This is a genomic window from Rhodopseudomonas rhenobacensis (assembly GCF_014203125.1).
Classification (GTDB): domain Bacteria; phylum Pseudomonadota; class Alphaproteobacteria; order Rhizobiales; family Xanthobacteraceae; genus Rhodopseudomonas_A; species Rhodopseudomonas_A rhenobacensis.
Map to the genome: position 1 here is coordinate 19,964 of NZ_JACHIH010000043.1, position 11,976 is coordinate 31,939.

An 11,976-nucleotide genomic window follows, 5' to 3' on the forward strand; every position below is an offset into this window, starting at 1 on the left:
ACCGATGGCTCGCATTGACCTCGTCGATCTCGCGCACACTTATCTCGTCGGCCCGGATCTGCCGCCCGAGGCCTATGCGCTGAAGCCGGTGTCGATGACCTGGCGGCAGGGCGGCGCCTACGCGCTGCTCGGGCCGTCGGGCTGCGGCAAGACCACGCTGCTCAACCTGATTTCCGGCATCGTCACGCCGTCGCACGGCAAGATCCTGTTCGATGGCACCGACGTCACCCAGCTCTCGACCCGCGAGCGCAACATCGCCCAGGTGTTCCAGTTTCCGGTGATCTACGACACCATGACGGTGGGGCAGAATCTGGCGTTTCCGCTGAAGAACCGCGGCGTGGCGAAAGCCGACATCGACAAGCGCGTCGCCGAGATCGCCGAGTTGCTCGATCTCACCCCGCATTTGCGCCGCAAGGCGACGCGGCTCACCGCCGACGCCAAGCAGAAGATTTCGCTCGGCCGCGGCCTGGTGCGCTCCGACGTCTCCGCGATCCTGTTCGACGAGCCGCTCACTGTGATCGATCCGCATCTGAAATGGGAGCTGCGCTCCAAGTTGAAGGCGCTGCACCGCGCGCTGGATCTAACCATGATCTACGTCACCCACGACCAGACCGAAGCATTGACCTTCGCCGACACCGTGGTGGTGATGCATGATGGCCGCGTGGTGCAAAGCGGCACGCCGGAGGAATTGTTCGAGAAGCCGGCGCACACCTTCGTCGGCTATTTCATCGGCTCGCCCGGCATGAACGTGGTGCCGGCGCAAGTGCGCGGCCGCGAGGCCAATGTCGGCGGCCACGTCATTCCACTCGGCCGCGCCTATGATCATCTGCCGGCCGGCGCGAAAATCGAAATCGGGGTGCGGCCGGAATTCGTCCACGTCGCGCCGCTGGCGCCGGGCCTGCTTGCAGCTACCATCGAGCGGATCGACGATCTCGGCCGGGTGCGGTTCGCCCGGGTGCGGGTCGGCGACGTGAAGTTCGCAGCACGGATGCCGCCGGGATTGTCGGAGCCAGGCTCCCAGGTCGGCCTGGTGTTCGAGCCGGCGCGGATTCTGGTCTATGCGGATAGTCGGCTGGTCGAAGGCCAGGCGCTGGAGAAGGTCGCCTGATGGACAAGACCGTCAACCAGAAAGCCTGGTTCCTGGTGCTGCCGGTGTTCGCCATCGTGGCGTTCTCGGCGATCCTGCCGCTGATGACGGTGGTGAACTATTCGGTGCAGGACACTTTCGGCAACAACCAGTTCTTCTGGAACGGCGTCGGCTGGTTCAAGGAGCTGCTCGATCCCTCGAGCGATCTCGGCGAGCGGTTCTTCGCCTCGCTGGCGCGCAATCTCGCCTTCTCGGCGATCATCCTCGCGATCGAAGTGCCGCTTGGCATCGTGGTGGCGCTGGCGATGCCGCGCCATGGCTGGACGGTGGCGCTGTGCCTGGTGATCATGGCGCTGCCGCTGTTGATCCCGTGGAACGTGGTCGGCACCATCTGGCAGATTTTCGGCCGCCCCGACATCGGCCTCTTGGGCTATTCGCTGAACGGGCTCGGCATCGATTACAACTACGTCTCCAACGCGTTCGACGCCTGGGCCACCGTGGTGGTGATGGACGTCTGGCACTGGACCAGCTTGGTGGCGCTATTGTGCTACGCCGGGCTGAAATCGATCCCCGACGCCTATTATCAGGCCGCGCAGATCGACGGCGCCTCGCGCTGGGCGGTGTTCACCGCGATCCAGCTGCCGAAGATGCACCGCGTGCTGCTGATCGCGGTGCTGCTGCGCTTCATGGACAGTTTCATGATCTATACCGAACCCTTCGTGGTCACCGGCGGCGGGCCGGGCAACTCGACCACCTTCGTGTCGATCGAACTCGTCAAGATCGCGCTCGGCCAGTTCGATCTCGGCAAGGCCGCGGCGCTCTCGATCGTCTACAACCTGATCATCATCATCGTCTGCTGGGTGTTCTACACCGTGATGACCCACGCTGGCGCCGATCGCGACAACAACCCGGGGAGCGCCTGATGCATTCGATCCCCGGCCGCCGTATCATTCTTGCGCTGTATCTGATCTTCCTGCTGCTGCCGATCTATTGGCTGGTCAATATGAGCTTCAAGACCAACGCCGAGATCGTCTCCACCATGACGCTGTGGCCGCACCAGCCGACGCTGGAGAACTACCGGACCATCTTCACCGACGAGAGCTGGTATTCCGGCTACATCAACTCGCTGAAATACGTCGTGATCAACACGGTGCTGTCGATCTCGTTCGCGCTGCCGGCGGCCTATGCGTTCTCGCGCTATCGCTTCCTCGGCGACAAGCATTTGTTCTTCTGGCTGCTGTCGAACCGGATGGCGCCGGCCGCGGTCTATGCGCTGCCGTTCTTCAACCTGTATTCGGCGATCAACCTGTTCGATACGCCATGGGCGGTGGCGCTGGCGCATTGCCTGTTCAACGTGCCGCTGGCGGTGTGGATTCTCGAAGGCTTCGTCTCCGGCGTGCCGAAGGAGATCGACGAGACCGCATTCCTCGACGGCTATTCGTTTCCGAAATTCTTCGTCAAGATCTTGATGCCGCTGATCGCCTCCGGGATCGGCGTCGCGGCGTTCTTCTGCTTCATGTTCTCCTGGGTCGAATTGCTGCTGGCGCGCACGCTGACGTCTGTGAATGCCAAGCCGATCTCGGCGGTGATGACCCGCACGGTGTCGGCCGCCGGCATGGACTGGGGGCTGTTGGCGGCGGCCGGCGTGCTCACCATCATCCCCGGCGCGCTGGTGATCTGGTTCGTCCGCAACTACATCGCGCGCGGCTTCGCGCTGGGTCGGGTGTGAGGATGATGATGTTTGATCACATCTCAATTCCGAAGCCTGAGATTTGCACGACGGGGCCACGCGCGCTGACCTCACCTCTCCCCGCTTGCGGGGAGAGGTCGGATTGCGCAGCAATCCGGGTGAGGGGGCCTGTCAACGAGTCAGACCTCGCGGATGCGCCCCCTCACCCGGATGACTCGCTTCGCGCGTCATCCGACCTCTCCCCGCAAGCGGGGAGAGGTGCAACGGTCGCACCGCTGCAATCAATTTCGACCGCGTGCGGAGGCGCTTGACCCATGGACAACATCGCATGGATGGCCTGGACCGCGCCGACCGCGATCTTCTTCGTGCTGCTGGCTGCGACGCTCGCGGTGATGACCTGGCTGGCGGTGGCCTATCCGGAAGCCGAACGCGTCGGCATCCTGCGGATTCCCACCACCCGCGGCGACCGGCTGTTTCTGTCGCTGATTTCCGCCGCGGTGATCCATCTCGCCTGGATCGGCTTTTTCGGCAGCGATCCCCTGGCGACGCTGCCGATCGGCGCCGACGGACTTGAACTCTCGAGCCTGTGGCTCGCGACCGCGCTTTCGCTGCTCTTTGCCGTTGCGATCTTTCGCAACGTTTGAGCGTCGAACACGACAGATCCGGGATCAACCCGGAGCTGAATAAACGACCAACGGAGGAACAGGATGCGACACTTACTCGGACAGCGCCGTCGATCGACGCGCGCGGTTTTTCTCGGCATGGCGAGCGCCGCGGCGTTGATCGCGGTCTCGACGGCGCCGGCGCGCGCCGACGACGCCACCGCGCAGAAATGGATCGACGAAGAATTCCAGCCCTCGACGCTGTCGAAGCAAGACCAGCTCAAGGAGCTGCAATGGTTCGCCAAGGCGGCCGAGCCGTTCAAGGGCATGGACATCAACGTCGTCTCCGAAACCATCACCACCCACGAATACGAGGCCAAGACGCTGGCCAAGGCGTTCTCGGAAATCACCGGGATCAAGCTCAAGCACGATTTGATCCAGGAAGGCGACGTGGTCGAGAAGCTGCAGACCCAGATGCAGTCCGGCAAGAACGTCTATGACGGCTGGATCAACGACAGCGATCTGATCGGCACGCATTTCCGCTACGGCCAGACCATCGCTTTGTCCGACTACATGACCGGCGAGGGCAAGGACGTCACCGACCCGATGCTCGACATCGACGACTTCATCGGCCGTTCGTTCACCACCGCGCCCGACAAGAAGATGTACCAGCTGCCGGACCAGCAGTTCGCCAACCTGTACTGGTTCAGGTACGACTGGTTCACCAATCCGGACTACAAATCGAAGTTCAAGGCAAAATACGGCTACGACCTCGGCGTGCCGGTGAACTGGTCGGCCTATGAGGACATCGCCGAGTTCTTCACCAACGACGTCAAGGAGATCAACGGCGTCAAGGTCTATGGCCACATGGACTATGGCAAGAAGGATCCCTCATTGGGCTGGCGCTTCACCGACGCCTGGCTGTCGATGGCCGGCAACGGCGATCGCGGCATTCCCAACGGCCTGCCGGTCGACGAATGGGGCGTCCGCATGGAAGGCTGCCGTCCGGTCGGCTCCTCGATCGAGCGCGGCGGCGACACCAACGGCCCGGCCGCGGTGTACTCCATCGTCAAATATCTCGACTGGATGAAGAAATACGCGCCGCCGCAGGCCCAGGGCATGACCTTCTCGGAGTCCGGTCCGGTGCCGGCGCAGGGCAACGTCGCCCAGCAGATGTTCTGGTACACCGCCTTCACCGCCGACATGGTGAAGCCGGGTCTTGCGGTGATGAACGCCGACGGCACGCCGAAGTGGCGGATGGCGCCGTCGCCGCACGGCGCGTACTGGAAGGAAGGCATGAAGCTCGGCTATCAGGACGTCGGCTCCGGCACGCTGCTGAAGTCGACGCCGCCGGATCGCCGCAAGGCCGCCTGGCTGTATCTGCAGTTCATCACCTCGAAGACGGTGTCGCTGAAGAAGAGCCATGTCGGTCTCACCTTCATCCGCGAGTCGGATATCTGGGACAAATCGTTTACGGAACGCGCGCCAAAACTCGGCGGCCTGATCGAGTTCTATCGCTCGCCGGCCCGCACGCAATGGTCGCCGACCGGCAACAACATCCCGGACTATCCGAAGCTGGCGCAGCTGTGGTGGCAGAACATCGGCGACGCGGCCTCCGGCGCCAAGACCGCGCAGGCGGCGATGGACTCGCTGGCGGCGGCGCAGGACTCTGTGCTGGAGCGGCTCGAGCGCTCCAAGGTGCAGGGCGACTGCGGCCCGAAGCTGAACAAGAAGGAGACCGCCGAGTTCTGGTACAAGAAGTCGGAGAAGGACGGCAACATTGCGCCGCAACGCAAGCTCGCCAACGAGAAGCCGAAGGGCGAAACCATCGACTACGACACGCTGATCAAGTCGTGGCCGGCCTCGCCGCCGAAGCGGGCCGAAGCGAAGTAAGCGGCGTTAAGGCACGCCACGGCCAAGCTGCCTCGACCAACGACAAAGGCCGGGAGCGATCCCGGCCTTTTGTTTGTTACGAGGCGCTGGCTCGTGGCAGAGGCTCGCCGTTGCCGAAATCCGTGCCGCAGGCACTGCGTCACCTCTCCCCGCGTGCGGGGAGAGGTCGGATTGCGAGCGCAGCGAGCGATCCGGGTGAGGGGGCGTCTCGGCAGATCTCCGCGCGCCCTCACCCCAACCCTCTCCCCGCAAGCGGAGCGAGGGGGCTCGCTGCCGATGCGGCGAGCGCGATCGAAACGACACAAAGGCCGTGAGCGATCCCGGCCTTTTCTATCAAGCGAACAACGGCGAACTCAAAGTTGCCGTCGTTTCTGCGCCGGAAGTGTCTCGAAAGACCTCGCCCTCTCCACGTCATGGCCGGGCTTGTCCCGGCCATCCACGGACACATCGATGGCCTCGCTTGTGGGCGTGGATGCCCGGCACAAGGCCGGGCATGACGCGGTGGGGCCAGAGCTGGATTTCGCCGGCCGGATCCGCAGCGCTGTCAAGCCGAGGCGCGCTTACTGCGCCGCCTGCAGCTTCTCATCCAGCGTCGGGTAGTCGGTGTAGCCCTTGGCGCCGCCGCCGTAGAACGTTGCCTTGTCGGGCTCGTTGAACGGGCCGCCGCGACGCAGCCGTTCGACCAGGTCGGGATTGGCGATGAACAATTTGCCGAACGCGATCAAGTCCGCCTCGTTGGCCGCCAGCACCTTGTTGGCCAGAGCCAGATCGTAGGCGTTGTTGGCGATGTAGGTGCCGTGGAAACGCTCGCGCAGGCTCGCATAGTCGAACGGCAGATTGTCGCGCGGGCCGCCGGTCGAGCCCTCGATGACGTGGATATAGACCAGCTTCAACTTGTTCAGCTCGTCGACGATGTAGTCGAACAACGCCTGCGGGTTCGAGTCGGAGACGTCGTTGGCCGGCGTCACCGGCGAAATCCTGATGCCGGTCTTCTCGGCGCCGATTTCTTCGACCACGGCCTTGGACACCTCGATCATCAGCTTGGCGCGGTTCTCGATGGAGCCGCCATAAGAATCGGTGCGCTTGTTGCTCGAGTCGCGGGCGAACTGGTCGAGCAGATAGCCGTTGGCGCCGTGGATCTCGACGCCGTCGAAGCCGGCCTCGATGGCGTTGGCGGCGGCCTTGCGATAATCCGCGATGATGCCGGGGAGTTCGTTGAGTTCCAGCGCGCGCGGCTCGGAGACGTCGGCGAACTGCCCGCCCACATAGGTCTTGGTGTTGGCGCGGATCGCCGAGGGCGCGACCGGCGCGCCGTGGTTCGGCTGCAGGTCGACATGCGAGATGCGGCCGACGTGCCAGAGCTGGATGAAGATCTTGCCGCCGTTGTTGTGCACCTCGTCGGTGACCTTGCGCCAGCCGGCGACCTGCTCTTTGGAATAGATGCCCGGGGTGTCCTGATAGCCCTGGCCCTGCTGCGAAATCTGGCTGGCCTCGGTAATCAGCAGCCCGGCGCTGGCGCGCTGGCCGTAATAATCGATCGCCAATGGATTGGGCACGAAGCCGGCGACGGCGCGGTTGCGGGTCAATGGCGCCATCACGGTGCGGTTCGACAGCGTGATCGGGCCGAGCTTGTAGGGCTCGAACAATTTGGTCGGAGTGCTCATGGGGGAGGGGTCCTGGACGATTGCAATGGGCTTGAACTGTGTACGGCGCGCCAGAATGGCAATGCGATCGCCTAAAATAGATGCGCTTGCATGATGAATTGCAATGCCTGATATGCGGTCAGAAACGATTCAGCATGAATGCGCTTTCGGCCACCGTCGCGGTGGCCGAAAGCTGTCACCGAAAGCCGATCCCGGTCAGTTGGCGCCGAGGAAGTCGTGCTTGCCGACATCGACGCCGCACATCCGCAGGATGCCGTGCGCGGTGCTGACGTGGAAATAGAAGTTCGGCAGCGAAAACCGGCTGAGGAATTGCTGGCCGGTGAGGGTCGTGGTCTTGGCCGGGCCGCTCGGGAAGGTGATGTCGCGGGTCGCGGCGCTGTCGAATTGCGCGGGCTTGAAGCCCTTCAGGTAGGCGATGGTCTTGGCGATGCGCTGCTGCAATTCGTCAAAGCTGGTCTCGGTGTCCGGCGTCACCGGCACTTCGCTGCCGGAGAGCCGGGCGGCGCCCTTGGTGGCGAAATCGCAGGCGAGCTGAACCTGCCGGGTCAACGGCAGCATGTCCGGAAACAGCCGGCTGCCGAGCAGCGTCGCCGGCTCGATCTTTCTGGAAGCGGCATAGGCCTCGGCCTTTTTCAGGCTGGCGGACAGGCTGCCAAGCATTTGCAAATAGGCCGGCACGGCGAAATCGTAAAAGGACATGTGATGCTCGTTTTCAAGGAGAGGGCGCAGCGCGGAGGGTAAAAAGATGCTGCTGCATGAATTTGGGAACTGCGCAGGCGGAATCAACCGCCGAGACGGCGCAGAGCAGAAGATTTTTATCGCGTGGTGGCGTGGTGCGCGGTTTGCCGCAGCCGGCCGACGATGCCGGTCGGGAAGAAATACACGCTGGCGATGAACAACAGCCCGAGCCACAGCAGCCAGCGGTCGGGATGCAACAGCCCCGGCAACAGCGGCAGCCCGGCCTCGGCGGCGGCGTTGGACGCAAGTCCCATCAGCGCCTGCAGATAATTCTGCGCCAGGATGAAGATCGCCGCCCCAATGATCGCGCCGTAGATCGTGCCCATGCCGCCGATCACCACCATCAGCAGAATGTCCAGCATGATCGCAAATGACAGCGAGGTGTCGGGGCCGGCATAGCGCAGCGCCATCGCGTTCAGGGCGCCGGCGGAGGCCGCGACCAGCGCCGCCAGCACGTTGGCGTAAGTGAGGTGAAACACCGTGCGATAGCCCAGCGCCTCGGCGCGGAATCTGTTCTCGCGCACCGCCTGCAAGACGCGTCCGAACGGCGAATTCACCACCCGCAACAGCCCGAGGATCATCGCCGCGCAGCCGATGAAGATGATGTAGTAGGTCAGGGTGCGGCCGTTCAGCGGGACGCCGAAGAAGTTCTTCACGAACACCGTGCCGGGGCGCAGCAATTCCGGCAGTTGGAAGCTGCGGCCGTCCTCGCCGCCGGTCAGCCACGACAATTGCGAGGCCAGCACCAGAAACGCAGAGGCCACCGCCAGCGTGATCATCGCAAAGAAGATCGCCTCGACCCGCAGCGAGAACAGCCCGATCGCCAGCGCCAGCAATGCGGCCAGCGGCAGGCCGATCACAAGCCCGATCGCGATTGCGCTCCAGCTCGGCCCCAGCGAATACAGCGCGATGGCGATCGCGTAAGAGCCGATGCCGTAGAACATGGTATGCGCGAACGACACCGTGCCGGTGTAGCCGAGCAACAGGTCGTAGGACGCGACCAGGGCGGCAAAGATACAGATTTTTGTGGCGACATTCAGCGCCTTGGCGCCGGGAAACAGCAACGGCGCCAGCGCCAGGCCGAGGACGATGGCGATCAACAGCACGCTGAGCAGCCGGCTGCGCGGCGGATCGCCCGACAGAAGCATCATCGGCAAATCCTCATCGGCTTGTCACCGCATAGAGCCCGCGCGGCCGCCACATCAGGATCGCGACCATCAACAGGATGTTCGACACCAGCGCCAGTTTCGGCAGCAGGAAGCCGCCGTAATTCGCCACCATGGCGACCAGAATGGCGCCGATGAAGCAGCCGCCGATCGAGCCGAGCCCACCTATGATCACGACGATGAACACCAGCACGGTGAGATCGTTGCCCATCGAGGCATGCACCTGCTCGCGATATAGCGCCCACATGATGCCGCCCAAGCCCGCCAGCGCCGAGCCGACCATGAACACGCCGAGAAACAGCCGCTTGATGTGATAGCCGAGCGCCTCCACCATTTCGCGGTTCTCGACGCCGGCGCGGATCAACAGCCCGATCTTGCTGCGGGTCAGCACCAGTTGGATGCCGACGAACACCGCGAGCCCGACGCCCATCGCCAGCAGGCGATATTTGGCGATCGCGACGTCGCCGAGGATGAACGAACCGCGCAACGACGTCGGCAACGGCAGCGGAATGATCTGCGGACCCCACAGCGCATACAGCGCCTGCTCCGCGACAATCAGCCCGCCGGTGGTCATCAAAATCTGCTTCAGATGCTGGCCATAGACCGGCAGGATCAGCACCCGCTCGACGACGAGGCCGAGCGCGCCCGACACCGCCATCGCGGCGAGCGCCGCCGGCGCCAGCACCGCGAGATTGAGCCAGAGCGAGTCGGCTTGCACCCAGCTCGCCAGCGGCAACAGCACCAGCGTCGCCACATAGGCGCCGACCGCGATGAAGGCGCCGTGGCCGAAATTCAGCACGTCCATCAGCCCGAACACCAGCGTCAGCCCTGAGGCCATGATGAAGATCATCATGCCCATGGCGAGGCTTGCCACGGTCAGCGTGATCCAGGTCGAGCCGGAGCCGATCAGCGGCAGCATGGCGAGCGCCAGCAGCACCGGCAGCAGCAGCGGCAACAGATCGCGCGGCTGCTTCGGCAGCGGTTCGGAAGCGGATTGTGCGGGGACGTCGGTCATGTGGGGCACGATCGTCATTGCGAGGAGCGAAGCGACGCAGCAATCCTGGGGCTCCGTGCCAGGCGCTGCTGGATTGCTTCGCCTTCGGCTCGCAATGACGGGGAGAGGGCGGTGTTGAACGTCATTGATGCGCCTCCAGGCTGAGGCCGAGCAGCCGCTCCTGCAGCGGGATGTCATTGGCCAGGTCGGCCATGCCGCCGCGATGCACGATGGCGCCGTTGTCCATCACCAGCACGGCGTCGCCGATCTCGCGCGCGGCGTGGAAATTCTGCTCGACCAAGAGGATGGTGGCGCCGCGGCGCTTCAGCTCGGCGAAGCAGTCGATCAACGCGCCGATGATCGCCGGCGCCAGCCCCTTGGTGGGCTCGTCGATCAGTAGCAGTTGCCGCGGCTCGACGATGGCCCGCGCAATCGACAGCATCTGCTTCTGCCCGCCGGACAGCGCGCCCGCCCGCGACAGCCAGAATTTTTTCAGCGCCGGGAAGAAGCCGAAGATCCACTCCAGTCTTGCGGTGTCCGGCGCGCCATCGCGCGCCGCAAGCACCAGATTCTCCTTGACCGTGAGGTCGGAGAACACCGCCATGCTCTCGGGCACGTAGCCGACGCCGAGCCGGGCGATCTCCGGCGTGGCGATTTTCTCGATGCGCTGGCCGGCGAGCGTGATGCTGCCGGCGGAGGCCGGCCACAGCCCCATGATGGTGCGCAAGGTTGTGGTCTTGCCGGCGCCGTTGCGGCCGAGCAGCATGGTGGTCTGGCCTTCGGGAATCGCGAAATCGACGCCATGCAGAATGTGATAGCGGCCGATATGGGTGTGCACGCCGGAGAGCGTGAGCAGGTCGGTCATGCGACGCTCGCTTTCGCGCGGAGGGCGACTGTTGGAGAGTCTTCCCCTCGCGCCGTGTCGAGCTGAATTAGTTCAGCGGTCGCCGCGCCTTCTCCCCTCCCCCTTGCGGGCAGGGGGCGGGGGTGGGGGTCTCCGCAGTAAACGTTTCCGTTGTCGACCCCCACCCCAGCCCTCCCCGCAAGGGAGAGGGAGCTCGGCCGTGGTCGGGGCGAGGACTTCACCAACATCATGCTCATGCCGCGCTCCGCGGCGGCGCGATGCCGAGATAGGCTTCCTGCACGATCGGCGAGGCGATCACTTCGGCGGGCTTGCCGTCGGCGACCAATTGGCCGTTGTGCAGCACGATGATGCGGTCGGCGAGCGAGCGCACCACATCCATCTTGTGCTCGACCAACAGGATGATCTTGCTGCTATCCGCCTTCAGCCGTGCGATCAGGTCGAGCACCACCGGGACCTCGTCGACGCTCATCCCGGCGGTGGGTTCGTCGAACATGAACACTTTCGGCTGCAGCGCCATCATCAGCGCCACCTCGAGTTTGCGCTGGTCGCCGTGCGACAAGACGGTCGCCGCGACGTTTCGGCGCGGGCCGAGTGCCACGCTGTCGAGAATCGCGTCGGCGCGCGCGATCAGGTCGCGCCGGGTGCGCCATGGCCGCAGCATGTCGTAATGCGTGCCGCTATGCGCCTGCACCGCGAGCCGCACGTTCTCCTCGACGCTCAGCGTCGGAAACAGATTGGTGAGCTGGAACGCGCGGCCGAGCCCGGCGCGGGTGCGCAGCGGCGCGGTGAGCTTGGTGATGTCGTTTCCCTCGAACAGAATGCGGCCGCTGCTCGGCCGCAGCTGTCCGGAGATCAAATTGAAGTACGTAGTCTTGCCGGCGCCGTTCGGGCCGACGATGGCGGTGAGTTCGCCCGGCCGAAACGTGCAGCTCACCGCGTTGACGGCGACATGGCCGCCGAAACGGATGGTCAGCGATTGGGTTTCCAGGCTGGTCATCGGGACTCACTGTGCGAGCGGCAGGCGCTTTCACCTCTCCCCGCTTGCGGGGAGAGGTCGACCCGGCGAAGCGCAGCGGAGCCGGGTCGGGTGAGGGGGCCTCTCAACGAGTCATATCTCGCGGCGAGGGGGGGGGGGGGGGCCCCCCCCCCCCCCCCCCCCCCCCCCCGCCCCCCCCGGCCCCCGCCCCCCCCCCCCCCCCCCCCCCGGGGGGGGGGCAGATTCCCCGCCCCCCACAAAAAAAACGACGCAGGGCGGAGCTAACAGCCCCCCCCCCACC

Annotated in this window: 11 protein-coding genes; 5 read left to right on the top strand and 6 right to left on the bottom strand. The window is 64.6% G+C overall.

Translation table 11 applies throughout. The features are described from left to right. Nucleotides 1–4: 4 nt before the first annotated feature. The 5 genes from HNR60_RS22090 to HNR60_RS22110 all read left to right on the top strand — a co-directional run bounded on the left by HNR60_RS22090 (nt 5) and on the right by HNR60_RS22110 (nt 5,272). Nucleotides 5–1,108 (top strand): ABC transporter ATP-binding protein, encoded by a 1,104-nt coding sequence (locus HNR60_RS22090; protein ID WP_184262206.1) that lies wholly within the window; start codon nt 5–7, stop codon nt 1,106–1,108. Next, nucleotides 1,108–2,010 (top strand): carbohydrate ABC transporter permease, encoded by a 903-nt coding sequence (locus HNR60_RS22095; RefSeq protein WP_184262208.1) that lies wholly within the window; start codon nt 1,108–1,110, stop codon nt 2,008–2,010. The genes HNR60_RS22090 and HNR60_RS22095 overlap by 1 nt, the downstream gene beginning before the upstream one ends. Next, nucleotides 2,010–2,816 carry a carbohydrate ABC transporter permease gene (locus tag HNR60_RS22100; protein ID WP_184262210.1) on the top strand — a complete coding sequence of 269 codons (807 nt, stop codon included), beginning with the start codon at nt 2,010–2,012 and terminating at the stop codon, nt 2,814–2,816. The genes HNR60_RS22095 and HNR60_RS22100 overlap by 1 nt, the downstream gene beginning before the upstream one ends. Before the next feature lie 275 nt (nt 2,817–3,091). Beyond that, on the top strand, nt 3,092–3,421 hold the full coding sequence (locus HNR60_RS22105) for a DUF2160 domain-containing protein (RefSeq protein ID WP_184262212.1): 330 nt from the start codon (nt 3,092–3,094) through the stop codon (nt 3,419–3,421). 117 nt (nt 3,422–3,538) lie between these two features. Further along, nucleotides 3,539–5,272 carry an ABC transporter substrate-binding protein gene (locus HNR60_RS22110; protein ID WP_184262228.1) on the top strand — a complete coding sequence of 578 codons (1,734 nt, stop codon included), beginning with the start codon at nt 3,539–3,541 and terminating at the stop codon, nt 5,270–5,272. Nucleotides 5,273–5,832: 560 nt separating this feature from the next. On the opposite strand, the gene HNR60_RS22115 is transcribed toward HNR60_RS22110, so the two are convergent. From HNR60_RS22115 to HNR60_RS22140, 6 genes are all read right to left on the bottom strand, one after another. Then, nucleotides 5,833–6,936, bottom strand: coding sequence for an alkene reductase (locus HNR60_RS22115; protein WP_184262214.1), 1,104 nt, complete (start codon nt 6,934–6,936; stop codon nt 5,833–5,835). 195 nt (nt 6,937–7,131) lie between these two features. Beyond that, nucleotides 7,132–7,635 carry a DUF1993 domain-containing protein gene (locus HNR60_RS22120; RefSeq protein WP_184262216.1) on the bottom strand — a complete coding sequence of 168 codons (504 nt, stop codon included), beginning with the start codon at nt 7,633–7,635 and terminating at the stop codon, nt 7,132–7,134. A gap of 116 nt (nt 7,636–7,751) precedes the next feature. Further along, complete coding sequence (locus HNR60_RS22125; protein ID WP_184262218.1) at nt 7,752–8,825, bottom strand: branched-chain amino acid ABC transporter permease; 1,074 nt, start codon at nt 8,823–8,825, stop codon at nt 7,752–7,754. A 10-nt stretch (nt 8,826–8,835) separates the two neighbouring features. Further along, nucleotides 8,836–9,855: a branched-chain amino acid ABC transporter permease gene (locus HNR60_RS22130; RefSeq protein WP_184262220.1), complete on the bottom strand. Its 1,020-nt coding sequence runs from the start codon at nt 9,853–9,855 to the stop codon at nt 8,836–8,838. A 121-nt stretch (nt 9,856–9,976) separates the two neighbouring features. Next, nucleotides 9,977–10,699 carry an ABC transporter ATP-binding protein gene (locus HNR60_RS22135; protein WP_184262223.1) on the bottom strand — a complete coding sequence of 241 codons (723 nt, stop codon included), beginning with the start codon at nt 10,697–10,699 and terminating at the stop codon, nt 9,977–9,979. Between the two features lie 232 nt (nt 10,700–10,931). After that, nucleotides 10,932–11,696 carry an ABC transporter ATP-binding protein gene (locus tag HNR60_RS22140; RefSeq protein ID WP_184262225.1) on the bottom strand — a complete coding sequence of 255 codons (765 nt, stop codon included), beginning with the start codon at nt 11,694–11,696 and terminating at the stop codon, nt 10,932–10,934. Nucleotides 11,697–11,976 lie beyond the last annotated feature (280 nt).